The 26,501-nt window shown below is 62.6% G+C and carries 21 protein-coding genes; 10 read left to right on the top strand and 11 right to left on the bottom strand.

The features are described from left to right. Positions 1–129: 129 nt before the first annotated feature. On the bottom strand, positions 130–441 hold the full coding sequence (locus tag FHU29_RS13980; RefSeq protein ID WP_064438535.1) for a hypothetical protein: 312 nt from the start codon (positions 439–441) through the stop codon (positions 130–132). Positions 442–606: 165 nt separating this feature from the next. On the opposite strand from FHU29_RS13980, the gene FHU29_RS13985 reads away from it, so the two are divergent. Continuing rightward, positions 607–1,572 carry an NADPH:quinone oxidoreductase family protein gene (locus FHU29_RS13985; protein WP_064438697.1) on the top strand — a complete coding sequence of 322 codons (966 nt, stop codon included), beginning with the start codon at positions 607–609 and terminating at the stop codon, positions 1,570–1,572. A gap of 172 nt (positions 1,573–1,744) precedes the next feature. On the opposite strand, the gene FHU29_RS13990 is transcribed toward FHU29_RS13985, so the two are convergent. Beyond that, positions 1,745–2,314: a lytic transglycosylase domain-containing protein gene (locus FHU29_RS13990; RefSeq protein ID WP_157094868.1), complete on the bottom strand. Its 570-nt coding sequence runs from the start codon at positions 2,312–2,314 to the stop codon at positions 1,745–1,747. Positions 2,315–2,436: 122 nt separating this feature from the next. Between FHU29_RS13990 and FHU29_RS13995 the strand changes: the two genes are divergently transcribed. Further along, on the top strand, positions 2,437–2,628 hold the full coding sequence (locus FHU29_RS13995; RefSeq protein WP_064438533.1) for a DUF1918 domain-containing protein: 192 nt from the start codon (positions 2,437–2,439) through the stop codon (positions 2,626–2,628). Here FHU29_RS13995 and FHU29_RS14000 read toward each other — a convergent pair whose 3' ends face one another. Together FHU29_RS14000 and FHU29_RS14005 are read right to left on the bottom strand one after the other, a co-directional pair. Next, positions 2,629–3,966, bottom strand: a complete 1,338-nt coding sequence (locus tag FHU29_RS14000; protein ID WP_064438532.1) for an NCS2 family permease — start codon at positions 3,964–3,966, stop codon at positions 2,629–2,631. 122 nt (positions 3,967–4,088) lie between these two features. Further along, a complete protein-coding gene (locus FHU29_RS14005) occupies positions 4,089–5,507 on the bottom strand; it encodes a M20/M25/M40 family metallo-hydrolase (RefSeq protein WP_064438531.1) in 1,419 nt (472 codons plus the stop codon). 89 nt (positions 5,508–5,596) lie between these two features. On the opposite strand from FHU29_RS14005, the gene FHU29_RS14010 reads away from it, so the two are divergent. Continuing rightward, positions 5,597–6,451, top strand: coding sequence for an ion transporter (locus FHU29_RS14010; protein WP_064438530.1), 855 nt, complete (start codon positions 5,597–5,599; stop codon positions 6,449–6,451). Between the two features lie 97 nt (positions 6,452–6,548). Here the strand turns inward: FHU29_RS14010 and FHU29_RS14015 are convergent, their stop codons facing one another. The 4 genes from FHU29_RS14015 to FHU29_RS14030 all read right to left on the bottom strand — a co-directional run bounded on the left by FHU29_RS14015 (position 6,549) and on the right by FHU29_RS14030 (position 15,977). Continuing rightward, positions 6,549–12,008 (bottom strand): ATP-binding protein, encoded by a 5,460-nt coding sequence (locus FHU29_RS14015; protein ID WP_064438529.1) that lies wholly within the window; start codon positions 12,006–12,008, stop codon positions 6,549–6,551. Positions 12,009–12,696: 688 nt separating this feature from the next. Further along, positions 12,697–14,154 carry an amidase gene (locus tag FHU29_RS14020; RefSeq protein WP_074390686.1) on the bottom strand — a complete coding sequence of 486 codons (1,458 nt, stop codon included), beginning with the start codon at positions 14,152–14,154 and terminating at the stop codon, positions 12,697–12,699. 66 nt (positions 14,155–14,220) lie between these two features. Further along, the gene (locus FHU29_RS14025) at positions 14,221–14,988 is read right to left on the bottom strand and encodes an ABC transporter permease (protein WP_064438528.1); all 768 of its coding nucleotides are present in this window, start codon (positions 14,986–14,988) and stop codon (positions 14,221–14,223) included. Next, positions 14,985–15,977 carry an ATP-binding cassette domain-containing protein gene (locus FHU29_RS14030; RefSeq protein WP_064438527.1) on the bottom strand — a complete coding sequence of 331 codons (993 nt, stop codon included), beginning with the start codon at positions 15,975–15,977 and terminating at the stop codon, positions 14,985–14,987. The genes FHU29_RS14025 and FHU29_RS14030 overlap by 4 nt, the downstream gene beginning before the upstream one ends. Before the next feature lie 170 nt (positions 15,978–16,147). On the opposite strand from FHU29_RS14030, the gene FHU29_RS14035 reads away from it, so the two are divergent. After that, positions 16,148–16,315, top strand: a complete 168-nt coding sequence (locus tag FHU29_RS14035) for a hypothetical protein (RefSeq protein WP_183377565.1) — start codon at positions 16,148–16,150, stop codon at positions 16,313–16,315. 34 nt (positions 16,316–16,349) lie between these two features. Here FHU29_RS14035 and FHU29_RS14040 read toward each other — a convergent pair whose 3' ends face one another. Then, positions 16,350–17,126, bottom strand: a complete 777-nt coding sequence (locus tag FHU29_RS14040; protein WP_083962081.1) for a PadR family transcriptional regulator — start codon at positions 17,124–17,126, stop codon at positions 16,350–16,352. Between the two features lie 122 nt (positions 17,127–17,248). On the opposite strand from FHU29_RS14040, the gene FHU29_RS14045 reads away from it, so the two are divergent. Both FHU29_RS14045 and FHU29_RS14050 read left to right on the top strand, forming a co-directional pair. Continuing rightward, positions 17,249–19,192: a YhgE/Pip domain-containing protein gene (locus FHU29_RS14045; protein WP_064438526.1), complete on the top strand. Its 1,944-nt coding sequence runs from the start codon at positions 17,249–17,251 to the stop codon at positions 19,190–19,192. A gap of 69 nt (positions 19,193–19,261) precedes the next feature. After that, complete coding sequence (locus tag FHU29_RS14050; protein ID WP_064438525.1) at positions 19,262–20,419, top strand: PucR family transcriptional regulator; 1,158 nt, start codon at positions 19,262–19,264, stop codon at positions 20,417–20,419. A 76-nt stretch (positions 20,420–20,495) separates the two neighbouring features. Here the strand turns inward: FHU29_RS14050 and FHU29_RS14055 are convergent, their stop codons facing one another. Then, positions 20,496–21,350: a DUF1129 domain-containing protein gene (locus tag FHU29_RS14055; protein WP_064438524.1), complete on the bottom strand. Its 855-nt coding sequence runs from the start codon at positions 21,348–21,350 to the stop codon at positions 20,496–20,498. A gap of 152 nt (positions 21,351–21,502) precedes the next feature. Here FHU29_RS14055 and FHU29_RS14060 point away from each other — a divergent pair, with 152 nt between their 5' ends. From FHU29_RS14060 to FHU29_RS14075, 4 genes are all read left to right on the top strand, one after another. Next, positions 21,503–22,549, top strand: a complete 1,047-nt coding sequence (locus FHU29_RS14060; protein WP_064438523.1) for a 2,3-butanediol dehydrogenase — start codon at positions 21,503–21,505, stop codon at positions 22,547–22,549. Positions 22,550–22,606: 57 nt separating this feature from the next. Continuing rightward, entirely contained in the window at positions 22,607–23,902 is a 1,296-nt protein-coding gene (locus tag FHU29_RS14065) for a sigma-54-dependent transcriptional regulator family protein (protein WP_064438522.1), read from the top strand. Between the two features lie 78 nt (positions 23,903–23,980). After that, the gene (gene adh, locus FHU29_RS14070; protein WP_064438521.1) at positions 23,981–25,504 is read left to right on the top strand and encodes an aldehyde dehydrogenase; all 1,524 of its coding nucleotides are present in this window, start codon (positions 23,981–23,983) and stop codon (positions 25,502–25,504) included. Further along, positions 25,504–25,986, top strand: coding sequence for a DUF779 domain-containing protein (locus FHU29_RS14075; protein WP_064438520.1), 483 nt, complete (start codon positions 25,504–25,506; stop codon positions 25,984–25,986). Before adh ends, FHU29_RS14075 begins: the two co-directional genes overlap by 1 nt. Positions 25,987–26,059: 73 nt before the next feature. Here the strand turns inward: FHU29_RS14075 and FHU29_RS14080 are convergent. Beyond that, a partial coding sequence (locus tag FHU29_RS14080; RefSeq protein WP_183377567.1) for a class I SAM-dependent methyltransferase occupies positions 26,060–26,501 on the bottom strand: 442 nt, incomplete at its 5' end.

A 26,501-nucleotide genomic window follows, 5' to 3' on the forward strand; every position in this document is an offset into this window, starting at 1 on the left:
GGCCGGCGGGCGATGTGAACGTATGACGCCGATCACAGCTGCGGGAATGGTTTTGTCCCAGAACCGCTCGGTTGGATATCGCGATTTAGCCCTAGGGATGGGCTCGCACTATCCGATCGGTCAGGTGATTCACGCGGCGGGTGGCAGGGACGTCTGGATGTCGTTGTGCAGGTATGCCCAGCCATTCGGAGTGAGTTGCGCTGGCACGATCTCGTGCCGCTCGGCGACGCGTGCAGCCTGGATGAGCGCAGCCGCCGTCAATCGATGCACCGCGAACTGGTCGCAGAAGCACCGCCCGTCGATGTAGAGGGCGGGCTCGCAGCTGTAGCTCATGGTGGCTCGTCCCGCTGCCACAAGGCGCAGCAGTCGGCGCTCACGATGGCTGAGTTCGATGTCTGGTTCGATGCCGTCTTCCAGTTGGTTCAACTGAAGGGAGTTCATGTGATCCTCCTCACTCCGTTACTTCAGTGAACGCCTAATTTCAGCTGGTCACGCCTTCCTTTAGGGTCGAGTAAGAAGGCTGATAGCAGGGTGTGCTGCCTACCTGAATGGACAGGTATCACGGAGGTGCGCGATTGCTCTCGCCTCGCCTGGTAGATGTGGAACATGCGAGCAGTTCAGGTGACAACCCTCGACGGGCCGGACGCGATCGAAATCGCGGACGTTGCTGATATCGAGGCAGCCGGAAATCAGGTACTGATCGATGTCCACGCAGCAGGCGTGACCTTCCCCGATGTGCTTCAAACGCGTGGTCTCTATCAGATCAAACCCCCACTCCCGTTCACACCTGGATCCGAAGTAGCGGGAGTGGTTGTCACCGCGCCTGATGGGTCACAGCTCAAGGCAGGGGACCGGGTGGCTGCCTTCCCAGGGCTGGGCGGCTTCGCGGAGCGCGTCGCGGTTGATCCCACAGTAGTGTTTCCGCTCGCGGACAACGTCTCGTTCGAGGCCGGCGCGGGTATCCCGATGAATTACCTGACGGTGCACTTCGCGCTGCTGCGCCGCGGGCGTCTCGCCGCGGGCGAGAAGGTCCTGGTTCACGGCGCCGCCGGCGGCATCGGCACGGCTGCAATCCAGGTCGCGAAGGCTTTCGGGGCTGAGGTCATCGCGGTGGTTTCATCTGACTCAAAGGCAGCGGTCGCACGTGACGCGGGCGCTGACCACACAATCCTCTCGGCCGGGTTCCGGGACGCGGTGAAGGAACGGTTCCCTGCCGGTGTCGACATTGTGGTGGACCCCGTCGGTGGGGACAGAATGACCGACTCGCTGCGCTGCCTTCGCGCGGAAGGCCGCCACCTCGTTATCGGTTTCACCGCGGGAGAAATCCCTTCTGTCCGGGTCAACAGGTTGCTCCTCAACAACATTGATCTTGTTGGTGTTGGCTGGGGTGCCTTCTGGCTGAGCAATCCCGGGTACCTCCAGGAGCAGTGGCGTGAGTTGGCGCCGCATTTCGAGTCGGGTGCGCTGGCACCGGTAGTGGGTGAGGTCGTTGCGCTGGACCGCGCGGCTGATGCGTTGCGTGCGCTCGACGAACGCCGTGCGACCGGCAAGGTGATCCTGGCGACGCGGTGAGTCGTTTCCGCTTCGTGTCGGTGCCCGGAATATAACCCGGGGTCTCACTGTTGGAAGTGCTGGATCAGCCCGTCGTATCCCCCGGGCTCAAACAGAATTGCCTTCGCGGAATACCGTTCGGCTGGAGCCGCGTCGCGCCACTCGCCGTGAGGCGAATAAGGCGGGCTGGTCCTCACTCTGAGCTTAGATAGACCGCTTCACGTTCGCGGATTCGCGCCACGTACGGCTGCGTTTCGCTCGTGTATTCGCCGCCGGCCGGCAGGCCGCCAGATCGCTGCACGGCACCGAATCCGGCGTTGTAAGCGGCGAGCGCGAGGTCAAGTGGGTCACCTTCCAGCGTTCCCGCAGCGACACCTTCAGCGGCTCGTCGGTGGTTGTCGCACATGAATGCGGCCTGAGCGGTCACGGCGTCGGGGATGCTGTAGGGATCGGCGACACCGTCGCCGTCCGCGTCGACGCCCCAGATTTCCCACGTTTCCGGAATGAACTGAGACGGCCCCATTGCTCCGCGTGGGCTGAGCGCATCGGTGCGGAAGCTGCTCTCAGCTTCGATCTGCGCCGCAAGGATCGAAGGTGTGATCGCCTCGCACTGGTCCGCTGCCTGGCTGATCCACGACCGGAACTCATCGTTGAACCCGGACGAGATCGTTCGCGGGTAGTAGTCCGGTGATTGCGCGAAATCGCCGCAGCCCGCTAGCGCGAATGTTGCGGCCAGCGGGAGAAGCACGATTGCACGTTTCATCCTCCGCGAGTGTGCCCACGAATCGCCCGCCGCGCCAGCGACTGTGGTGAAACACATTGCTAACCCACGCTGTGCCGAACAGAATGGAGTGTGACGCTAGTCACTTACAAGGAGGGGTAACTATGCACGCTGTAGCTGGTGACCGTATCCATTTCAAGAGCGGCACGGTTGGTGCGCCTGAGCATGAAGCCGAGATCCTCGAGGTTCAGGGCAACAATGGAGAACCGCCTTACCGCGTCCGGTTCGATGACGGGCACGAGTCAATCGTGTACCCCGGCTCGGATATCCAGATCGAGCATCCGTCAAGCGGCTAACTAAACAAGCCAGATGAAGTGCGCGATCACCACAACGAATAGCGCGTAGGTAATGGGGTGGACGTCGCGCCACCGTCCCTTCGCCACCATCAAAAGCGGGTACAAGAGCAAACCGAACGCGATGCCGTTGGCGATCGAATAGGTCAGCGGCATCGCCACGACGGTCGCGAAGGCCGGGATCGCGTACTCGAGTTTGTTCCATTCGATGTCTCCAAGCGCTTTCGCCATGAAAACACCCACGATGATCAGCGCTGGCGCTGTCACCTCAGGTGTGACGACGGCTAGGAGAGGCGAGAACAAGAGCGACAGCAGAAAGAAACCGGCGGTGACGACCGAGGTCAGCCCAGTGCGTCCGCCGGCGCTGACACCGGCTGAGGACTCGATGTACGACGTTGTGGTTGACGTGCCGAGCACGGCGCCACCCATCGTGGCCACCGAGTCTGACATGAGGGCACGATTCGCGCGCGGCAGTTCGCCATTCTTGAGGAACCCTGCCTGATTCGCCACCGCAATGAGAGTGCCGGACGTATCGAAGAAGTCCACGAACAGCATCGTCAGCACAACGACGATCATTTGCGTCGTGACGAGGTCCCCGAGGCTGCCGAACGCAACACCGAACGTCGGGGCAAGGCTCGGCACTGAACCGACGACGGCATCAGGGGCGGAAATCAGGCCGGTGACCATGCCCGCCGCTGCGGTGAGGATCATGCCGTAGAAGACGCCGCCCTTGAAGCCGCGGATCAAGAACACGGCCGTCACGGCGACACCAAACAGCGCGAGAAGTGTTTCGGGCCGCGACAGGTCGCCGAGCGTCACGGTGGTTGCTTCGTCCGGCACGACGATTTCGGCGTTCCGCAGGCCGATGAAAGCGATGAAAAGCCCAATACCGGCGCCGGTCGCGAATTTGAGGTTCAGGGGGATTGCGCGGATTATCGCGCCCCGCACACCAGTTACAGCGAGGATGAAAAATAGCACGCCAGACACCAACGTGCCTGCGAGTGCGGTTTCCCAGGGGATGCCCATGCCGAGCACCACGGTGAACGCGAAAAACGCATTGAGCCCCATCCCTGGAGCCATGGCGATCGGATAGCGCGCCCACAGTCCCATGACGAGCGATCCAAGGGCCGCTGCGAGCGCCGTCGCAACAAACACTGCAGGCACATCCATCCCCGCGGATCCGAGGACCTGCGGGTTGACGAAAAGGATGTAGGCCATCGCGAGGAACGTCGTCACGCCTGCGACGAGTTCGGTCCTGAAGGTGGTGCCCTGTTCAGTGATGTGGAAGAAGCGGTCCGTAGCGCCCGAGACACGCTTCGGCGCCGTTTTCAAGCTCGTCATTGCGCGACTCCTTGCCTCGTCCCCGAACCGCCTGGTGTTTCGCGTGCTGATTCTGCCGATCTGTGATGACGATAGTGTTGCGCGGGCGCAACATGGCGAGCGAGATCACAATTGCTGCGGCCTCAGCTAGCTCGCCCGGCTTTATCGAGAATGACCGCGATCGCCTCGGTCACTTTCCCCGCATATTCCAGATTCAGCGACTCATCGGGAACATGCGCGTTACTGTCCGGGCCGAGCGCTCCAGTGATCACGAACTGGGCGTCGGGGTGCGCTTCATGCAGCAGACCCATGAACGGTATGGATCCTCCGACACCGAGCGCACGCCAGGGCTGACCGAAAACGCCGTCACTCGCGCTGTCGAGGGCGTCTTTCAGCCACTCCGCAGTAGCGGGTGCGTTCCAGCCGTTTGCGGCCTCAGCGTCCGTTACGTCGACGTGCGCACCGAGTGGAGGGTCGGTCGTGAGGGCGCGAGTGATCGCGTCGAGTGCGACGTCGGCGTTGACCGTGGGCGGGAGACGGAAACTGAGCCGCAGCGTCGTCGATGGGCGCAGCACGTTTCCCGCATCGCCAGGGCTGGGCAGCCCAGCGGCGCCGATGACTTCCAGCGCTGGCCGCCAGGTGTTGCGCAGGTGAAGTTCCACCTCGTCGTCGCTGTCGAGTTGCACCCCCTCGAGGAGGGGGAGCAGGACCTGCCACGCGCCCGGAACGGTAGCGGCGGTAGCGCGGGTTTCCTCAATCCGGTCGGCTGGAATCTCGGCTGTCAGTTCCTGCAGCAGAATCGATCCGGTGGCGGAGTCCTCGAGCCGGTCGAGCAACTGCCGAATGACCCGGAATGAACTCGCCACTGGACCGCCCGCCATCCCAGAGTGAACACCGGATCGCAGCAGCGACACCGTCACGCTCACCGACGCCAGGCCGCGCAGCGACGTGGTCAGCCACAGCCGTTCGTAGTCTCCTGAACCGGAGTCCAGGCACACCACGAGCGCAACGCTGCCGAGACGGGCAGCGAGGTGGTCGAGGTACGCGGGCAAATCTGGGCTGCCAGATTCCTCACTTGTTTCCAGCAGCAGCACACAGCGGCCATGTATCCCGCCGGCCGCACGGACCGACTCGATTGCGGTAATCGCGGCGTAACCGGCGTAGCCGTCGTCGACGGCACCGCGGCCAAATAGCCGGCCGTCACGCTGCACCGGTTCCCACGCGCCGAGGCCTTCGGACCACCCGTCGAGTGCTGGCTGTTTATCGAGGTGCCCGTAAAGAAGTGTGGTGCCGCCGGACGCGGCGGCTGATGTTGCGGGCACATCCACGACAAGCAAGGGCGTCAGTCCGGGGAGTTTCTCCACGGCGATTGTCGCACCCGGGAGATCTCTTGTGCGGATCCAGTCGTGCAAGTGGTTGATCGCCGAGTTGAGGTGACCGGACAGTTCCCAGTCCTGGTCGAATGCGGGAGACAGTGCGGGGATGCGCACGAACTCTTCGAGGCTGGGCACTGCCTCGTTCCATCGGGTACTGACTGCCTCGTGTAATGCCGTCCTGTCCACGAAATCGATGCTAGCCGCTCGCGGGTATGACTGAACCCTGGCTGGTCGGCTAAGCTCCGCGCGCAGACAGTCGTGAGGTGGACGAGATAATGGCAGTGCAGACGGAACAGACCGAGGTCGGCAGCAGTAGTGACGCAGGCTGGCGAGTTCGGCTGGGCGAACGAATCGAGTCACAAACGGCTCGGCGAATCATCACCGCGCTGATTCTCATCAACGCGGCGATCCTTGGCGTCGAAACGTCGGATTCTGCACGTGAAGTAGCAGGCGCGCCACTGCAGTTGATGAACCAGTTGATCCTCGCCGTCTTCGTGGTCGAGATCCTCATCAAGCTCGTCGCGTTCGGTCCCCGTTTCTTCAAGTCGGGCTGGAACGTTTTCGACTTCCTCATCATCAGTATCTCGCTGATCCCCACTTCGGGTCCGTTGGCGATTCTCCGTACGTTGCGCATCCTGCGTGTGCTGCGCCTTCTGTCAACGGTGAAGCGTCTGCGCCTGCTCGTCGAGTCGCTGATGCAAGCGATGCCCGGGATCGGATGGTCAGCGGCGCTGCTGCTCATGATGTTCTACATCTTCGGCGTGATGGGCACCGAGCTTTTCGGGCGCCAGTTCCCAGAATGGTTCGGAACGCTGGGGCGAAGTATCTACAGCCTCTTTCAGGTGATGACACTCGAAAGCTGGTCGATGGGCATCGCGCGACCGGTGATGGAGGAGTTCCCCTACGCGTGGGCATACTTTGTGCCGTTCATTCTCATCTCGAGTTTCATGGTGCTGAACCTGTTCATCGCCATCATCGTCAGCGCCACGCAAGAGGTGCACGAGATGGAGCAGCGCGCCGAGCGTGCGAAGTCGGAGCAACAGGCGCATGTTGAGCGTGAGGAGATGCTGGATCTGCTGCGCAGCATGAATACCCGGCTGGAGGAACTCGAACGGAGGCTGTCGAAATAGCCTTCTACGCAGAACACCACCCCAATGTGCTTTTCACCACGGCCATAGCGGTTGTGGCTGACACAGAGGGGTGGTGTCTGCTGTTTGTTAAACGGGATCAGCCCTTCAGCGCCCGGGCCATTCCCCGGCGTACCGCACCGATGATGTGCGGCCGGAGCTCAGCTGCCGGGATGATCGCGTCGACGGAGCCGACCTGCTGCGCTCGCTGAATGTTGTGGATGGCCTCGAACTCGGCCGCAACCTCGCCGAGCTTCTCCGAGCGCACCGCTGAGCGCTGTGCTGCGAGCGCGACCTGCAGGTGAGCTTTGTCTGCCTGGTCCTCGGCTGCCGAGAGCTTCGCTTCCAGATCCTGCACCGTGGGGTCAGCGGCGGTGCGCGTGTTCACCTCGCGGGAGAACACCACTGCCGCTGCTGGAGCGCCACCGATGACGGAAGCGAAGGAGCCTTCGATGGCGAGGACCTCCATGTTGTCATTCAGGGCCTTTGAGAAGACCACGAACGCGCCTCCGTGGTAGCGGGATACCACGCAGAAGACAATCGGGCCGTCGAAGTTGACGATCGCTCGGCCAATCTCGGCGCCGTATTCCAGCTGGATGCTACGCAGCGACTCGGGGGAGCCGTCGAACCCGGAGAGGTTCGCGAGGACCACGAGCGGCCGGTTTCCGGAAGCCGCGTTGATCGCGCGGGCAGTCTTTTTCGACGATGCGGGGAACAGTGTGCCCGACGTCCACTGGTCGGGACCGTCAGCGGGGAACCAGCCCTTACGCGGGATCGCGCGGGACTCGATACCGATGACACTGACCGGCTGTCCGCCCAGATGCGCGTCGAACACGACGGAGGTGTCGGCGTCGGCCATATCTGCCCAGCGCTCGAGTACACCATGGTCCTGATCGACGACGGCCCGCATCACGGTGCGGATGTCGAACGGCTTCTTCCGCTCCGGGTTGGTCTCGGACGAGAAGATGTCGCCAACGGTCGTGAAGTCGCTGCCAGGGTGGACGTGCGGGTAGGTCTGGACGTCCCGCTCGATTGGGTCTGTCGACTCGGCACGGCGCGGGAAGCGCTCACCGGGCAGGACGAATGCGTGATCGTAGTGCGCGAACAGGATCTCGCACGCAGCTGTCAGGTTCGGTGCCCAGTACTGGGCCTCGCCGTTCGGACCCATGACACGGTCGTAACCACCGATGCCGAAGTTGTCTTCGGCCGAGACTCCACCTGAGTAGTCAAGCGAGTTCTTGCCGGTCAGCACCATCGCGCTGTCCGGGGTCATCACGAGGATGCCCTTCGTGTGCATCAGCATCGTGGACTCTGCGTTCCAGTACGGCTGTGCCCCCACGTTGATACCGGTGACGATGACGTTTACTTCGCCACCCTTCTGCGTGAACGTGATGAGCCGGCGCAGGCCGCGCGACACCCAGTCCATGTTCTCGGTACCGCTGTCCATGGAGATCTTCGCGCCGGAGGAGAGTGCGAACCACTCGACTGGAACACCAAGTTCCTCAGCGAGGTCAACTGCCGCGACGAGGCGGGAGCACTCGGCTTCCGCGACCGTACCCAGCGCTTTTGTCGGATCGCCGAACAGCGCGATGCGAGTCATGCCCTCTGGGTAACGCGGTGTGGGTGTGGTGACTTTGCCGACGATCAGGCCAGCTTTGTTGTCGCCGTAGGGCCGGTCTACGGGGGCGAGCACACCACTCTCGTCGATGTCGTATTCGACGAAGGAACCCTCTGGGCCCGTCAGCAGCGGAATGAGCTCGTACGGGTAGACGGTCCCGCGTGCACGAGAGCTGCGGACCTTCTGGGTGTACGCGTCCATGGGCTGCAGCGGCTCAGTGGGCGGCTCGGTGATGTTGAGAACGACTCCGTCGCCGGTACGGTACGAGAACCGCAGCGCGCGCCTGGTGAGTTCATTGCCCTCACCTGGCATCCACACGATGACGGTGATCTCCTCGAGTCCCGCACCCACGGTGAGGGGCGTGAGGTTTCCGGCGACAGTCCGCACATCGTCGATGCTGAGGTCCAGCGTGGGCCAGTAGTAGATCATGACGCGGTTCGCGTCGAGGCGGCGTTTGCTGCCGCGTTTGGCCTGGGCCCGGCGCACGCCGTTGAGACATGCGGTCAGCGTGCGCTCAAAGGAAGGCAAGGAAACAACCTGGCCAGACTCATCCCGCTGGACGGTCGCATCACGCACTTCAGCGAGAGCGATGAGGCGCTCATCGGCGGGGTTTTCCTTCGCCTTGAGGTGGAAGAGGAACGTGTCGGGTGCACTGGGTACGCGTACTCCCTCGAAGTTCTTCAGACGCCACAGGTCGAGACGCTGCCCCGTCAGTGGGTGCATGTCACGGATAATGCGGTCCTCGCGAAGTCCGCCGTTCTCGGGACGGAAGGTGAACTGGCGGCTCGCGGCGCCAGCACCGAAAACGGTCACGGTGAACCGGCGCACGGTCACAGTGCCCGTCAGCTCCGTGAGAAGAGTCTGGGCAAGCGCGTCCGAGTCAGCGGGCGCTCCCGGCCAGGACAGGTACAGGTCGAGAACGAGGTTCTTCCGGTCGGCAGGTGCGACAGCATCGACCGCTCGGAGCGTCTCGGACAGCTGGGAATATTCACCGACCGTAGAGACGAGCTCGATCCGATCGCCGAGAAGCTGGAATGAGCCGGTGACGAACTGCTGCCCGCCACGTTCGAATGCCTCGACGTTCTCAAGCTCGCGGATCTTGTAGTAGGCGCGAGTGATGACTTCGAGAAGCGGCCCGGGCCGTTCGATGCGCCCTGCGAGGAGATCGATCAACGGCTCAGGCGTGCGGGTGAGTTCGCGGACACGTTGTGTGTAATCCGCTGACTCGGGGTTCTCCGAGAGGTACTCGAGAGCACCGCGCACCCGGTCGGTGACTTCGCTGCGGGTCTTTCTGACAACGGGTTCGTCAAAGATGCGGAAACGCACGTTGCGGGCCAGGTCACCGATGACTGGGTAGCGGAGCTGGGTCGCTGTGATGAGGCGGTCGAGGACCTCCTCGAGTTCGTCAGGCAGTGTGGTTGCAGTGCTGACGAGCCACCGCTCGAGCAGCGCAGACACAACGGGCACCTGGTTCTCCATGCGCTGCAGTGCAAGGAAGAGGCGATACACAGCTTCAGCGAGCTCGGGTGAGGGGGTGAGGTCTGTGACACCGTAGTGGCGGAGTGCTCCACTGAGCTTCGACCGGAAGGATTCGGGGAGCCCCTCGATGTCCGCGTCGAACGACTTCAGGTAGGTGTGGAAGTGTTCGCGCGGGCTGTGGACACGCTCATCGGATTCGAAATCACCGGTGATCGGCCTGTTCCGTGAAATTTCGCAGATGTCCGCGAATGTCGACAGAAGGGCGAGTTCCGCGTGGACGACTTCGCTGTTGGAGTCGGTCAGCGCCGTGTGAGCGCTGAGCAGCCGCTCGTACTCAGCGAGCAGTGACCGGGCCCGCGTCCCGTCAACGTCGTACCCGGTGAGAAGCGCACCGAGCGAGGTGAGCAACTCCAGTGCGTCGCACTGGGATTCAGTTGATTCCGGGAATTCGACGCTTGGTGTCTCGACGGCTTCCGTGGCCTCGCTGTGTGCATCGACACGAATCAATGACGCACCGGCGTCGACCTGTGAGTTGACGACCGCGAACACCTCGCGAACGCGGCCAGCCACCTGGGCGCGGACTGCGGTCTCCATCTTCATGCTCTCGAGCACGACGAGCGTGTCGCCGACCTCGACGTCGTCCCCTTCAGCGACGGGAACGGCGACGACGACAGCGGGTGCAGGCGCGCGGACTACGCCAGCCTCATCTTGACTGATCTGATGGCTGATGCCATCGACCTCAACGAGGTAGTTGGCCGGTCCTTTGACAGAAACCACGTGGTGGCGCGTACCAGCGACGACGACGCGACTTTCGAACTTGCCCAGCCGCTCGATGTCGACCTCAAGGTCGCCGGAGTCGCCTTCGATGCGATACCGGTTCGGGCCGATCTGCGTGACGAAAAGACCATAGGCGTGGTTCTGGTAGTTGAGTTCGATCTTCCGGCCGATGGCGTGGCTCGCACGCGGACGTCCGCCGCGCGCTGACAAGCGGAAGGCCTCACGCTCAACCGCCTCTTCCGCGTCGTAGACCTCGATTGCGGTGGCGAGGAGAGCGGTCGCGGCTTTGACGGAGGTGGTGGCCTCGGGATCGCTGGAAGTACCGACGCCGGAGCGGTCGAGCCAGCCAGTGTCGGCGGAAGCTGAAATCACTTCCTTCCTATCGAGGAGCGCGAGCAGGAACGACTTGGTGGTGGTGCCACCGTGCAGGACGACGGTCGTTTCGCGCAGCGCCGTGCGCAGGCGGGCGAGCGCTTCAGAGCGGTCTTTGCCCCACGCGATGATCTTGGCGACCATCGAGTCGTAGTCGGGGGGGATGATGTCACCTTGCGCGATTCCCGTGTCGACGCGCAGCCCCGAGCCGAGTGGGAACTTGAGCAGCTGAACTGAGCCAGGAGCCGGTGCGAAGCCGTTGTCTGCGTCTTCGGCGTTGAGTCGGGCTTCGACAGCATGGCCGAACTCGGACGGGCATTCGCCCGTGAGTTCGCCGCCATTGGCAACGTGAATCTGAAGCTTCACAAGGTCGAGACCAGTGGTGGCCTCGGTGATGGGGTGCTCGACCTGCAGCCGTGTGTTGACCTCGAGAAAGGTGAAGATCTTCTGCTCGGGCTGGTACAGGTATTCGACGGTTGCTGCGCCGCAGTAGCCGGCCGCGCGGACAAGCTCGGCTGAAGCCTTCCGTAGATGATCGGACTGCTCCTTGTTGAGCAGCGGTGATGAAGATTCCTCGATGACCTTCTGGTTCTTGCGCTGGATCGAGCAGTCGCGAACGCCCGGTGCCCAGACGTTTCCGTGTGAGTCGGCGATGCACTGAACCTCGACGTGGCGCGCTTCTGTTACGAGTCGCTCGATGAAAACAACTGGGTCCCCGAAGGAGCGCTGGGCTTCGCCCTGAGTTCGCTCGAGCGCGAGTTCGAGTTCGTCCTCCGAGTAGACCTTGCGGATCCCGCGTCCGCCGCCGCCGCTGCGTGCCTTGATGATCAGCGGATAGCCGATTGCGTGTGCATGGCGGCGCGCATCCGCGCGGGTCTCAACGGGGCCACCGCTCCATGGCGCGACGGGTACGCCGACTTTCTCGGCGAGAAGTTTCGCTTCGACCTTGTCACCAAGCAGCCGCATCGCGTCTGAGTTAGGTCCGATGAAGGTAATACCAAGGCGGGCACAGAGATCCGCAAAGTTGGGATCCTCAGCGACGAACCCCCAGCCGACCCACACGGCGTCAGCCTTCGACTCGACGAGGGCGCGCTCAAGTTCGGCATGGTCAAGGTAGGGGGTCGCCGCAGTGGTGGAGGGGCGGAGTGTAACGCCCTCGTCCGCCTGCCTGACGAAAAGTGCGCCGCGCTCAGCTTCTGTGTGCAGCGCGACTACGCGAATGCCGTAGTTGTGCTCAGCATTCAGTTCGCGAACAGCCCTAATCAGGCGTACAGCGGCCTCGCCGCGGTTGACAATCGCTATACGTTTGAACATCCCTGCCCCGTTTCTTGTGGAACCTAGTGACGACGTGATTGGTCGTAATACATCAAAGGACCCCGTCGTCCGGTGTCGCTTTGGCCTAATGTGGCCGTGAGTCAGCGCCTCTCCTCGCTGAGCGAATGCCTACGCGCACGGGAATGCCGTCAGCGCGCAGAACCGGCTCACACAATTCACTCCCGCGCTGGCTTCCCGCGCGGTGAGTGTGTGTCAGCCGTGATGCCGGAACTGTGCACCTGCTCGGCCGCAATCAACCCTGAGTGCATCCGTATCCTTTTGGATATCAGCCGTCCGGCACCACAATCATGCAGCATGGCGAACAGATTGTCACATGTAACCAATTGCGATCAACCAGTCTTTTACATTAGAGCTGCACTGTTTCACGCGAATTACCCTGATATGCACTGGCCTTGGCGTTGTGGGTGAATCAAATCACACTTCAGTCACGGTTGTTTGTTACCCGGAAGTAGCTGGCAGAATGCGAAATCCAGGCAGCTTACCCGCGGGTAAATTACTAGCGAGTAATAAACGGTTTCGAACGCACTCGAGCTTACGTGCGAAGCGGCAGAAGGCGCCGGAATGTGAATTGTTACCGACAGGTAGTTCAAGAAAAGTCGGCTCGCGCAATCACAAATTGCGGCACTAGTTTTTGTGGGTACCCGCTAGTGCCAGGTCATTTCGTGTGCTAACTGTCTGCGCCAGGAGGGGGCGTCCAGCCCCCAGCCGCGCGTTCCAGTTCCAGTGCCGCGCGGATCGCGACATGATCATTGCCTGGTGCGGCGATGACCTGCACACCCGTGGGCAGATTATCCGCGTTGAGGCCCATCGGCACTTGGGTGGCCGGTAGCCCAAGGAAGTTGAATGCGGCAGTGTTCGCGAGGAGCCACGGCTGACCGTACGTCGTGTAGTGCCGTGGTGCGAGCCGGGGAAAAGGCGGGTGCAACAGGACTCCCTCGCCGACCGCCGCAGTGATCTGGTCGGATGCACGCTGAGCGGCACTGACAAGCCGCCGCATCGCTCGAGTGCGGACAGCGCGAGCTGGGGCGGCTTCAGCGAGGCGCAGAACCGCGACGGGAGCACTGGCAATACTCAGCGCGACGTTGCGTGGCAGGTAACGCAGTTGCCGCTTACGCGGCACCGCAGTGCCCAGCACCTCCTCTACCGTCGAGGCAAAGTCCATTTCACCCGCAATCGCGGCGAGCGCGTATCCCATCGCCCAGCGCAATTCCGGCAGCGGAAGTTCCTCCACGCGTGCGCCGGCGCTCTCTAGAGCCTCGGCTGCGCGTTGTCGTGCCTCCTCGACTGCCGCACGCGGTTTGGTCACCGAAGACGCCGTGGAGAGGAAAACCGACAGCCCCTCCAACGACACGGTCGAGGGATTGTGAAGCTCCACCGGAGAACTATGCGGATCGGAGTCGTGCGGCCCGGAAATCGTTTGCAGGATAGGGAACAGGTCCTCGGCGTGGCGCGCCAGCGGCCCAAGGTAGAGCGATTTCCGGACGCCACCTGCGGTCATCGGGAAGTGTCCGGTGTTAGGAACGAGGCCGACCGAAGGAAGGTGCGCGAACACGCCGTTGAAGAATGCGGGAACCCGTAGTGAACCGCCTAGATCTGACCCTAGCGCCGCAGTTGCGCCACCGATTGACACGGCGGCTCCGTCGCCACCGGACGATCCGCCAGCTGTGCGGCGGGGATCGTACGGATTGTTGACCCGACCGTACAGCGGGTTGTTCGTCTCGATCCAGTACACCGGTCCGGCAGCATTGGTGATTGCCACAATGATGACACCAGCCTCGCGCAGCCTCGAGACGGCAGGGGCGTCGGTTCGCGACCTGATGCTGCGCCGGTGCGGAAATCCGCCAGAATTCGGCATTCCTTCGACGGCGATCAGTTCCTTGATCGTCATGGGCACGCCCAGCAGAGGCGGAAGGTCCGCATCTGGGGCTGAGTTCGCGACCAACTGGTCGGCTTCGTCAGCTTCCGCCCGCGCGGCATCGAATCGAGGTTTCGCGACCGCGTTGAGGGACCGGTTGCTCTTCAGTACATCGATGTGCGCGTCAATTACAGTGCGTGCCGAAAGTGAGCCGCTTCTGATCTTGGCGGCTAGCTGCATCGCCGACTGGGCCGTCAAAGCATCAGACACGCGGCACCTCACAATCGCTGGGAGTCGCGGAGTGCCGTACGGCACCCACCGACTCAACCTAGCGTGTTACGAGTTCTCCTTGCGGAAGGTTCGTGTACCCCACCAGACCGCGAGCACGAAGAGCAGCAGTGACCAGCCCGTACCCCACAACAACGGGCTGGCCGCGAACGTGCCATCGAACGAGGTGCGGACCGCATCCACGATGTGTTTCGTGGGAATGATGTTCGCGAGAGTTTCCAGCCAGGCCGGACCCATGGTCATGGGGAGAAAAATCCCGCTGAGCAGGAAAACGGGCATGGTCACCATCTGCGTCACCGGTGCCATCACGTCCTCGCTTTTCACCGTGAGGGCGAACGCATTCGACGCGGCGGCACACGCACCACCGATCAGCAGCGTGAGCGTGACACCGAGCACGACACCGAGAATTGGCGCACGCATGCCGAGCAGGTATCCGAGACCCACCAGGATGAGCGCCTGGACCAACAACTGAGTCAGGTCCCGCAGTACGCGGCCAACCAGCAGTGCCGTGCGGTTCGCCGGGGTGACGCGTTCTGCTTCGATGACGCCCTCACGCCACTCGTTGATGAGCCCGAACCCGGCGAAGAACGCGCCGAAGAGCGCCTGCATGATCAGGATGCCAGGCACAAAGAACGTATACGCGTTCGTTGCGCCGATCTGTGCTGAGAGTGGCTCGAGCAGCGGGCCGAAGAGGAACAAGTAGAGCATGGGCTGAACCATGCCGATGATGACCCACGCAGGATTGCGAAGGTTGGTGCGCAGTTGCCTGCGATAGACAATGGATGTCTCGCGGGAGAAGGTTTGAACAGTAGTCACAGTCGTTCTCCAGAGGATAAGTCGTCGTCGCGCAGCGACCGGCCCGTCAGGGTGAGGAAGACGTCGTCGAGCGTGGGTTTACGTACCTCGATCGAGGTCAGGTGAACGCCGCGGACATCGAGTTCCCGCATCAGCGTTTGCATCTCTTTCCCCGCGTTGCGGACGCGTGACCGCACTCGTTGCCCTTCGATTTCGACGCTTCCCAAGTCCGCGGGAGTCAGCGCGCCAAGGGTTTCCGCTGCAGCCTGCACCTTCCCGGCCTCGGCGATTTCGAGGTCGATCAGCTCACCAGAAACCTTGGATTTCAGCGTGTTTGCGGTGTCCGAGGCCACGATCTCGCCGTTGTCGATGATGATGACGCGGTCGCTGAGAGCGTCCGCCTCATCGAGGTAGTGGGTTGTCAGAAAGATTGTGGCGCCGCGCTTTTCGCGCAGGCCACGAATGTGCTCCCACAGATTCGCGCGGGCCTGCGGGTCGAGGCCAGTAGTTGGTTCGTCAAGGAACAGCAGCCGAGGTTCGTGAACGAGCCCCATCGCGATGTCCAGTCGGCGGCGCTGGCCACCAGACATCGCCTTGGGCTGCCGTTTCCACAGACCGTCCAGGTTGAGCTGTTCGAAAAGGTACTTTCCGCGCCGTTCCGCCTCGGCCCGCGAGATTCCGTAGAGCATGCCGTGGTCCATGACCTCTTCGCCCGCGCGTGCGACTGAGGCGGTGGAACCAGACTGGGACACGTACCCGATGTTGCGGCGCACCTGTTCTGGCTCGAGGCCTATGTCATAACCAGCCACCTTCGCTTCGCCCCGAGTGGGCTTGAGCAGTGTGGTGAGCATGCGTAGCGTCGTCGTTTTTCCGGCGCCGTTGGGCCCCAGGAACGCGACGATTTCACCCTCAGCAACGTCGAGATTGACTTCTTTGACTGCGTGCACTTCCTTCTTCTCGCGACCTTGGCCGGTGAGGAAGGTCTGTGCGAGTCCGCGGGCTTTGATCACTGTTCCACTCCCGTGTGTTCCGCGCTGGGTTAGCAGCGCGGTATTAAGTATTCAAGTTTGAATAGAGGCGGTCAAGTGATTTCTGCGTCTGACCACTATGGGTGATTGCTGTTTAATCTCGCCCACAGCAGGTACCCCTCGTATTCAACGCCGATAAGGGGGTATTGACGATGGAACGAGGACAGGGCAAACACGCCCCGCGGGTCGACGAGGAACTCAAGCATGAGCAGCAGTCAATGCTGCAGGGCAAGGGCGCGCAAACATCCCGAGCGGAGGAGTGGCGTGAGCCGGAACCTCCAGCGGATGACGATCCCGAACTCCGGGACCCGCGCGAGTAGAAAGCAGCCGTCCGGTAGTGAGGACCGTCTTTCGCTACCGGACGGTCTCGTCCAGCCCTAAAATACTCCGGTAACGCTGCTGGTCTTCCATCATCTGCCAGCCCGGATCGTTCGGTGGCGGCTGCCACGTCAGCGGCTCTCCCGCGAACGCGAACTCGCCAGCGCGGATCCTGTCCGCCATGCTCTTCGACCACTCAAGCTCGAGTGTCGCCTTCGCATGCCACATACGCGCGACTTCAATGATGTGTTCGGGCGCATCGATGCCAGCAGCCAGCTGCTGCTCGCTTTCTTCGATCAGTTTTTCCGAACGGCGAATGCGTTCGTCGAGGCTGCTCAAAAAGTCCTCGCGGGTCACGAGGAGGAGCAGCAGCCATGCGGTATGCGCCGGGATTGGCGCCATCGCATCGGGCTCGCGCAAAGCTTCACTGAACAGCCGGTGAAACTCCGCGCGGCCCTGCGCCGTCGTCACATACACGGACACCGTGCGGGCGCCTTCGTCGACTTCGTGACGAATGACACTGCCGTTTTTGGTGAGAGTCCTCAGCACAGAGTAGATCGACCCAGGTTTGATCTTGGCCCACTCTTCGATGTCCCACGATCGCAACTCACGAAGCACCTGATAGCCGTTGACCGGCTCAAACATCATGACCGCGCCGAGGATGAGGAGTCGGGTCTCGATCGCGGCCATGACTTCGAGTTTATGCCAGCGGCGTTTTGCTGCGGTTCCGGCCGCTGCACCCAGACCCGTTTGTTCTCGCAGCCAATTCGGGACCGGCGGGTTTGGCGCAGCGTCCATGGCCTTTTGGGGCATAAATGCAGACCATCAATATGACCCGAATCATGCTGCCGTAGTCGAATGCGCGGAGATCACACTAGGTGGACTACGTGGTCTGCGGGCAAGGGTCACCAACCACACCAACTGGAGTAATACGAATGCACGCGCCCCGACCCGTCTCGCGGTGGCACCGTTCGCGCACAATGCGAATCGTCCTCTCGCTCGTCATCACCCTGCCCTTGGCGTTCGCCGCCCTCTTCATGTGGGCGATGTGGAACCCGACAGAAAAGCTGAAGCACCTTCCCGTCGCGCTCGTTAACTCGGACCAGCCCGCCGGTGAAGGCGACGACACGATCCGCGCCGGTGACGAGATCGTCAAGACGCTGCTGGACGGTGGTGCCCTGGACTGGCAGGTCGTCGATGCCGAACAGGCCGCCGAGGGGCTGCGCGCCGCGGACTACTACTTCACAGTGGAGATTCCGGAGAACTTCAGCAGCACCCTCAGCGGGCTTTCGAATGGTGTTACTGATCCAGCGAGCATCAGGGTCACCTACAACGACAACAACACGACGATGGCTTCCACCGTCGGCGCCAGGGTGATGGCCACGCTCAACGCGGCGGTACTGAAGTCCACATCGAGCCGCGCCGTCGGCACCGTTTTGACCGGGATGAATGACCTCGGTGGTGGCATCCGTGATGCGGCTGATGGTGCGGGACGCCTCGCGGATGGCACTGGTCAGCTGACCGGGGGTGTTGACCAGGTCGCAGATGGGGTGACCGGCCAACTAGCTCCGGGCGTCAGCGAGGCCAGGGCGGGCGGTGTTCGCTTGGCCGATGGCGCTGAGCAGCTCGCTGACGGACTAGTACGGCTGCAAAACGGCACTGGTGAGTTGGGGGACGGCGCACAACGCCTGTCCGACGGGCTGAACACGCTGGCCGGGACCGTCGACCCCGACGGAACACTCGCTGGACGGGTGGCGGCGCTGCAGAACCAGCTTGCCACCCTCCCAGACCCCGTGGGCAGCGAAGGTGCTGCGATCCTCGGCAAGGTGGAACAGCTCCTTGACGGCATCGCGCAGCTCAACGCAGGAAGTGCGGAGCTCGCGCGCCAGCTGAATGATCCGGCAGCGCAATACCGCTCGGGTGTCGATACGCTCACCGTCGGCGGAGGAGAACTCGCGACGGGTGCGCGAACACTTGCCGACGGCCTTGGCCGCATCGAGGCAGGAGTGGGACAGCTTGCGGCAAATCTTCCCCGTTTGCAGGACGGCGCGCGCCAGCTCAATGACGGAGCGGGACAACTCGCCGACGGACTGGGGGCAGGCGCCCAGCGCGTTCCGGATCTCGGTGATGACGCAGCACGCACACAACTGGCCTCACTGGTCAGCACTCCCGTCGCACTTGACGCGAACAATGTCGCGGACAAGACCGTTGCGGGAACCTCGAAACTCGGGCCGGGTGCCGTGCCAGTCCTGCTAGCGATTTCGTCAGCCCTCGTGGCGCTGCTCGTGTGGATGTCGTTCCGGGCATCGGGCGAGGACCGAGGCGCGGTTCTATCGGGTGGGGCACATCCGAAACGCCCCGTCCGGCGACTCCTTGCTGTGACTGCGGTCAGCCTCACCGCTATGGCGGCCCTCGCGACGGTGGTGTGGTCAGTCGTCACACCTGCACCGGCTCCGGCGAGTTTCGGCCAGGTGATCGTTGTCGTCGCCGCAGCGACATTGATGTCCGTGGCGCTCACGGGCGCCGCATTCAGGATCTTCGGCTACGCCGCGGGCATCCTCGTCACGCTCGCAGTGTGGATGCTGCAAGTGTTCTCGTTCGGTGGCGTCTGGATGCTGGAAACGATCCCCGCGCCGCTGCGTGCACTGCACCCGATTGCGCCCATGTCCTACACGCGTGACGGCTTGATCGCAGCATTCAACGGCAGCCCTGGGTTCGCGTCAGCGGTGGCGACAATGGTCGGCATCACCCTGTTGGGGCTGGCCGCGCAGTACCTCGCGCACCGCAGGCACGCGGCAAGGCTGGGCAATCAGCTGGATATGTCGGTAAGCCCGGCGGAACCTGCGGAGCTTGTCACGGTTGGCGCGAGCGAGCGCTAACGCGGACACTGCGGCCTGATTCGGCCGGAAGACCGATCAGCTGAGTGGTGAGCTGGCTAGGATCGCGGCATGACCGCGTCGCCCGAGCCAGCTCACCAAGCGCTCGCGAATCTGGCGGACGCCCTACTCAAGCGCCTCGACGAACGCACGGACGCGGTGGTTGCTCTGCTGCGCCGCGAGATACCGGAGTACGACGTGCTGCCGACGGAGGATGTGCGCGGGGCCACCGTGGCTCTGATGCGCGACGTCATCACGCACGTCGCTGCATTACGGGTAGATGCAAGCACGCTGGAACCCCTGGCAGATCTTGCGCGGCGGCGGGCGGAACAGGGATTTCCCTTCGGTGCGCTCACTCGCAGCATTCAGCTCGCTGCGAGGTACCTCCTCAACGAGGCCGACGCGATGGCCGCCGAACACCAGCTTGACGCGGCGACGATGCTGCGTGTGCATGATTTCGCCTGGCAATTTGTCACGGACGCCGCCGGTGTAATCGCCGAAATCCAGCGTGAGATGGCCGTCGATGCCGGGGAACGCGAAAGTGGCCGTCGCGCCGACTTCCTGCGGGCGACGCTGCACGGGACCGTCGCGCCAGCCAGGCTTGCCACAGAGGCCCGATTGTTTGGTCTCGATCCGTCGGCACGCTACCACCCGATGCGTGCGCACCCTGCCGACGCCAAAGAAGAAGAACGCATGTCGTCCGCGATCCGACGGACCACAGCCACGCAGCACCATAAGCCGGTGCTCGCTGTGCTTGAAGGGGACTTGGTGGGACTCGTTCCGCAGCCTCCCACCCTGCCCGATGGCAGCCTCGCCGCGATCGGTTCGGCGGTCCACCTGCATAACGTTGCTGCAGCGTTCCGGTCAGCCAGCGTCGCGCTCGACGCTGCCGCAGCTTTCGGCCGCACCGGGGTGGTCACCCTGGATCAGCTTGGTCCGCTGCCACTCGCGCTGATGGCCGACGAACTGGCAATCGCGGTGGAACAGTTGCACTTCCAGTACTTAGATAGTGACAACGAGGCCAACCGGGAGATCGAGCAGACCGTGTGGACGCTGCTCGAGTGCGATCAGAATGTTGACGCCACGGCGGAGAAGCTGCATGTACATCGCAATACGGTGCGCTACCGGCTGGGCCGCTTCCGTGAGATCACCGGCCTGGACATAAGAGCGAGCACCCACGATCTTGTCCTCGCATGGTGGTCACTAGCGCGCCGGGCCGCGCGGAGCTAAGGAGCCCCTGAAATTCATCTGCGGGCGTCAATGACAACCCCGGAATCGGCGTGTTTGGGCGACATCCGCAGATGGATCAGGCAGCTGGGCGAGGCCACCAACTGTCGATTCGGTCGAGCGACACCTGGGTCCCCAGCTCCACCCGCGCCGGAGGGCTGTCAAAATAGAAGGAGAAGACCGCATAGAGCACGTCGGGCGGAACCCTGAACTTCCGGGTGTCGACGTCGATCATCGGGACCACAGTCAAACGGTCGATGCGCCACAGGCGAACCGTGTAGTCGTACTTCCACTCCCGTTCGGGATCACCGATCACGAGGACCTGAGGGTGCTTCTTGTCGTGCTCTGCCTGGACCGTGAGCACTTGACGCCACGGCATGCGTGACTCGAAACTCCAGCCGCGGTTGAAGATGCCCTGCGGCGAGAACTCGATAAACCCGGGCATCAGTCCCTTCGTGGCGACGGCGAGGACGTACGAGCCGAAGAACACGGCGATGATCAGATAGATGAGCGCGCCGAGGACGCCCGCGGTCCCCTCGGATAGGTAGTGGTCTACCGCAGAAGCGGTGAAAAGTACCGTGAGACCGATCATTAACGCTGTACGCAGGTGAAACAGAACTGGCGACCGAAGTATTCGGGTTACGGGCTCACCGTCACGATTCGTCGTGAGAATCACGTCGCTGCGGCGCCGTTGCGGCTGAACCGCGTGGTAGAAGTGGTAGACCGCGCCCACGCTGAAGAGCGCCGCGACGAGGACACCAAAGCCGAGCACTTGCGGCTGCCCATCTCTGAACCCCATAACCCCTGCGACTAACGAGCCCGCCGCCGCGATAATCAGCCCGCCCAGAAGGGCGATGTCCCGGCGCCGGGTCCGGGGCGTCGGCCATTTCTCGGGCCACCTGCCTGGCCGATGCTGGGAACGCTTCCGGTCCACGTCGCTCCTTTGCTTTCGTGCTCGTGGTACCGATTGTGGCAGGTGCCCCAGCGTTCCCACCGTCAGCCCTGCAACCCCCCGCAACCCTCCCTGGTGTGATCCAGCTCATATAGGACTGAGGTGTCAACCGTTTCAACGGGAGGAGCGCACCAATGCGCGCGGCTGTGTATTACGGACCAAACAAAGTTTCCATCGACGACGTGCCTGACCCGGCGCCTGCTCACGGAGAGGTGAAGGTACGCGTGGGGTTCAACGGGATTTGCGGAACGGACCTGCACGAGTACTTCGCCGGCCCGATTTTTATCCCGACCTCACCGCATGCGCTGACCGGCAACCAGGCGCCCCTTGTCCTCGGACACGAGTTTTCGGGAACAATTACTGAAATTGGGCCAGGAGTGGACGGCTTCAGCGAAGGAGATCGGGTAGCTATCGAACCGATCTACCGTTGTGGCACGTGCGGCCCATGCGCGTCGGGCAGGTACAACATCTGCAAGTTCATCGGCTTTCATGGGCTCATGTCAGATGGTGGAATGGCCGAGTCAACCGTGGTTCCACAAAACATGCTGCACAAGCTGCCTGACTCGGTGTCGCTGCAACTCGGCGCTCTCGTCGAGCCGATGTCTGTCGCGTACCACGCTGCGAAGCTCGGAAATGTGCGGGCCGGGGACACCGCCGTGGTGATGGGGGCCGGGCCGATCGGTATCGGTGTGTGGTTCGCGCTGAAGGGACTCGGACTCGACGACGTGTATGTGGTGGAACCATCCCCGGTGCGGCGCGCGTCGATCGAAAACCTGGGCGCGAAAACCCTCGATCCGACGTCGGTGAATGTCGCGGAGTTCATCGGCGACCACACTGGTGGCAGCGGCGTCGACGCCGCCTATGACGCCGCGGGTGTTCAGCCCGCAGTCGAAACGGCGCTGCAATGCATCGGCGCCCACAAACCTCTGGTGAGCGTTGCCATCTACGAAAAGCCGCTGGAAACGCCGTTGCTCAACCTGGTGATGAACGAATCGCGCATTCAGGGCTCACTCTGCTACACCGGCGACGACTACCGTGCGGTCATCGACCTCATGGCGAACGGGCATTACGACACGACCGGCTGGGTCACCACCATCCCCATCGAGCAGGTAGTCGATGAGGGATTCCATGCGCTGCATGCGGGCAAGAAGATGAAAGTGCTCATTGACCCATCTCTGTGAGGTCTCTCTCCGAGAGTGACGTGGGTTACTCTCGGTAGGGAGGAGGCACAGACATCAATGACCCAACCGCGGCCCACCGGTAACCCGTGGCTGGCGCTGCCACCGGGCGAGGACATCACACGGCTCGCCCGGGACCTGTCTGCGGCGTGGCAGTCGTTCCTTGCCACGCCGAATGGCGCAGCGCCCGCGTCGGTGCGCAAGGTTGTGCGCGAGTCCTGGTTGCGCGCGAAGGAGCGCGGTATCTCCCCGGAAACCGTCGACCAGACCGGGTTTCTTGTCGAGGAGGAACTCAAGGGCTACCGATCTGCGCATCCGATGGCGCTGATCCGCCCAGTGGTTCGCAAGCTCCTCGTCGAAGATGCCGCGGACAGCGAGCTGCTCGTCGCGATGACGGACGAAGCGGGCCGTTTGCTCTGGGTTGAGGGTGACCATCTCGCACGCGACCGTGCCGTCGGAATGAGCTTTGTGGAAGGCGCGGACTGGAGCGAAGAACGTGTCGGAACGAACGCGCCCGGCACAGCGCTCGCACTCGATCATTCGGTGCAGATCTTCGGTACGGAGCACTTCAATCGTTCCGTGCATGAGTGGAGCTGTTCAGCCGCGCCCGTGCATGATCCACTATCAGGCCGGATCATCGGCGCGATCGACATCACAGGCGGTCCCCGCGTCGCCGCGCCGGAAGTGCTGCAGCTCGTGAAAGCAACCGTGATGGCGGCGGAAACCGAATTGCGGCTGCATCTGCTTCGGTCGCCGCATGCCTTGACGGAGGCGGTGCCGCGGCTCGAAACGCTAGGGGCGGTCCGGCCCGTGCTGCACTTGGGTGCTGACCACAACAGGTTGTCGCAGCGGCATGCGGAGATTCTGTTGCTGCTTGCTGAGCATCCCGAAGGTCTCACGTCGCAGCGCCTCGCGGTCCTTCTTGACGAAGAGGAACTGGACGACGTCACTGTGCGCGCCGAGCTTTCCCGGCTCCGCAAGGTTATCGGGGCAGAGCGGCTCGGTTCGCGTCCGTACCGGCTGCTCACCGAGCTTCGCACCGATGTCGCCGAAGTGCGCTCAGCTTTGGACCGCGGTGACGTCCGCGCCGCTTTGCGTGCCTATCCGGGGCCTGTCTTGCCGGAGTCTTTTGCGCCGGGCGTCGTCGACCTGCGCGAGGAACTGCAAGTACGGATCCAGGCTGCGCTGCTGCGAGCGGGTGATACTGAGTTGCTAGCCCGATGGACATCGTCCGTGCACGGGCGAGAAGACATCGTTGCCCTCACCGCGTATCTCAGCTCTCTCGATCCGGCGGCTCCGCTGTTCTGCCAGGTCAAAGCGCGCGTCGACCGGCTCAATCGGGAGTACAGCCGCTAACTCGCGATCATGCAACTGTGTTGCAACGTTAGTGCGCCTAGTGTCGTGGATCACAACCCACAAGCACTGGAGGAGTTCATGACCGAGTATTCCCGTCCCGGTTCACCTGACGCGCTGATGTCGTACCCGTCGCGGTATGACAACTGGATCGGTGGCGAATGGGTAGCGCCCGCGAAGGGCGAGTACTTCGAGAACGTCACCCCAGTGACCGGCCAGCCATTCATCGAAATTGCACGTTCCACCGCTGAGGATATTGAGAAGGCTCTCGACGCGGCGCACGCGGCCGCGCCCAAATGGGGCAAGACGCCCGTTGCTGTCCGCGCCAACATCCTCAACAAGATCGCTGACCGCATCGAGGAGAACCTCGAATCCATCGCACTCGCGGAGGCGTGGGACAACGGCAAGCCCATCCGCGAAACACTCAACGCAGACATTCCGCTCGCGATCGACCATTTCCGCTACTTTGCCGGTGCGATTCGCGCTCAGGAAGGCTCGCTGTCGGAACTGAACGATGACACCGTTGCCTACCACTTCCACGAGCCACTCGGGGTGGTCGGACAAATCATTCCGTGGAACTTCCCCATTCTCATGGCTGTCTGGAAGCTGGCTCCCGCGCTCGCTGCTGGCAACGCCATCGTCCTGAAGCCTGCGGAGCAAACCCCAGCTTCGATCATGTACCTGATCTCAATTATCGGTGACCTGCTGCCGCCCGGTGTCCTCAACATCGTCAACGGTTTCGGTGTGGAAGCCGGGAAGCCGCTGGCATCGAGCAACCGGATCCGGAAGATCGCCTTCACCGGTGAGACCACCACCGGTCGTCTGATCATGCAGTACGCGTCGGAGAACCTGATCCCCGTGACGCTGGAACTCGGCGGAAAAAGCCCGAATATCTTCTTCTCGGATGTTCTCGCCCAGAACGACAGCTACCAGGACAAGGCGCTCGAAGGCTTCACCATGTTCGCGCTGAACCAGGGTGAAGTGTGCACCTGCCCGTCACGTGCGCTGATCCAGGAAGACATCTACGACGAGTTTCTCGAGCTCGCCGCGATACGCACCAAGGCAGTACGCCAGGGCAACCCTCTCGACACTGACACGATGATCGGTGCCCAGGCATCCAACGATCAGCTCGAGAAGATCCTCTCGTACATCGAGATCGGCAAGAGTGAAGGCGCACATGTTGTCACCGGCGGTGAGCGTGCGGACCTCGGTGGCGATCTGTCCGGTGGCTACTACGTGCAGCCGACGATCTTCACCGGCAACAACAAGATGCGCATCTTCCAGGAAGAGATCTTCGGGCCGGTTGTTTCGGTGACATCTTTCAAGGACTTTGATGATGCGATCCGCATCGCGAATGACACGCTGTACGGCCTGGGAGCTGGTGTGTGGTCACGGACCGGTGACACCGCATACCGCGCGGGCCGAGAGATCCAGGCGGGGCGGGTGTGGACGAACACCTACCACCAGTACCCAGCTCACGCTGCGTTCGGTGGATACAAGCAGTCGGGTATCGGTCGTGAGAACCACCGGATGATGCTCGATCACTACCAGCAGACCAAGAATCTGCTGGTGAGCTACGCACCAGGCGCACAAGGCTTCTTCTGATGCACCGTGTGGTGATGACCGTGGCGGCTCGCGATCTGCTTAAGCAGCTCGCTGGCCGCCACGGCCCGTTGATGCTCCATCAATCTGGCGGCTGTTGTGATGGCTCAGCACCGATGTGCTACCCACTGGGCGACTTCATCGTTGGCGAGCGCGACGTCCTCCTCGGCGTGCTTGAACTCGGCGACGGAAGTGTTCCGGTCTGGATATCGGGCTCCCAGTTCGAAACCTGGAAGCACACCCAGCTCGTGCTTGACGTGGTGCCGGGCCGGGGGTCGGGATTCAGTCTGGAGTCGCCCGAAGGCGTGCGATTCCTGAGCAGGGGACGCGCGTTCGAGGCGGACGAGTTGTCGGCGCTCGCTGCGGAACAGGTGATTGATGGCGCTGGCTGGAAAACCGGCGTGCGGCCGGAGCCAGCGGAGGCCGGGCAGGTAGTTGTCGATGTCGCCGACGCTTGTCCGGCCCCTGGGCTGCGTGATTTGTAGCACGTGTGCTCGGATCGTGAAGGATCTTCCCTCTCACGGAGGGTAAGTCCTTCACGATCTGGCGGTAGTCGGGTCAGCGCGCCACGGCGGTTCCCAAGGAGAGCGCACCCATCGCTTTCGGTGCACCATTCTCGTAGAACTGGTCGAGTTCGTCGACGCTGAACCCAGCTTCCTGCACCAGACTGACTATCTGACGGTTGAGATTGCATCCACCGAAGAGGCGCTGCTGCATGGGGTTCAGCCGGTGCTGCCACCGCTGCACGTTCTCGTCCGGGGCGAGTCCATGTTCCACGAAGTGCAGCCGCCCGCCGGGTTTCAGCACCCGGCGCACTTCTTTGAGCGCGGTCACCGGGTCGGGAATGGTGCACAGCGTCCACGTCGTCAATGCCGAATCGAAGCTGTCATCGTCGAGTGGGAGCGACTGGCCGTCCAGTCCGGAGCGTCTGATTGGTACCGGTGAGCTTTGCACCCGCTTCTGGGCCAGCTTCCACGCAACGTCTGCCGGTTCGATCGCG

Source organism: Hoyosella altamirensis, assembly GCF_014191505.1.
In the GTDB taxonomy this organism is placed as follows: Bacteria; Actinomycetota; Actinomycetes; order Mycobacteriales; family Mycobacteriaceae; genus Hoyosella; species Hoyosella altamirensis.

Coding starts and splice junctions, on each gene's coding strand:
- FHU29_RS13980 (WP_064438535.1), bottom strand. CDS start 441: ATGAACTCCCTTCAGTTGAACCAACTGGAAGACGGCATCGAACCAGAC.
- FHU29_RS13985 (WP_064438697.1), top strand. CDS start 607: ATGCGAGCAGTTCAGGTGACAACCCTCGACGGGCCGGACGCGATCGAA.
- FHU29_RS13990 (WP_157094868.1), bottom strand. CDS start 2,314: ATGAAACGTGCAATCGTGCTTCTCCCGCTGGCCGCAACATTCGCGCTA.
- FHU29_RS13995 (WP_064438533.1), top strand. CDS start 2,437: ATGCACGCTGTAGCTGGTGACCGTATCCATTTCAAGAGCGGCACGGTT.
- FHU29_RS14000 (WP_064438532.1), bottom strand. CDS start 3,966: ATGACGAGCTTGAAAACGGCGCCGAAGCGTGTCTCGGGCGCTACGGAC.
- FHU29_RS14010 (WP_064438530.1), top strand. CDS start 5,597: ATGGCAGTGCAGACGGAACAGACCGAGGTCGGCAGCAGTAGTGACGCA.
- FHU29_RS14015 (WP_064438529.1), bottom strand. CDS start 12,008: ATGTTCAAACGTATAGCGATTGTCAACCGCGGCGAGGCCGCTGTACGC.
- FHU29_RS14035 (WP_183377565.1), top strand. CDS start 16,148: ATGGAACGAGGACAGGGCAAACACGCCCCGCGGGTCGACGAGGAACTC.
- FHU29_RS14040 (WP_083962081.1), bottom strand. CDS start 17,126: ATGCCCCAAAAGGCCATGGACGCTGCGCCAAACCCGCCGGTCCCGAAT.
- FHU29_RS14045 (WP_064438526.1), top strand. CDS start 17,249: ATGCACGCGCCCCGACCCGTCTCGCGGTGGCACCGTTCGCGCACAATG.
- FHU29_RS14050 (WP_064438525.1), top strand. CDS start 19,262: ATGACCGCGTCGCCCGAGCCAGCTCACCAAGCGCTCGCGAATCTGGCG.
- FHU29_RS14060 (WP_064438523.1), top strand. CDS start 21,503: ATGCGCGCGGCTGTGTATTACGGACCAAACAAAGTTTCCATCGACGAC.
- FHU29_RS14065 (WP_064438522.1), top strand. CDS start 22,607: ATGACCCAACCGCGGCCCACCGGTAACCCGTGGCTGGCGCTGCCACCG.
- adh (WP_064438521.1), top strand. CDS start 23,981: ATGACCGAGTATTCCCGTCCCGGTTCACCTGACGCGCTGATGTCGTAC.
- FHU29_RS14075 (WP_064438520.1), top strand. CDS start 25,504: ATGCACCGTGTGGTGATGACCGTGGCGGCTCGCGATCTGCTTAAGCAG.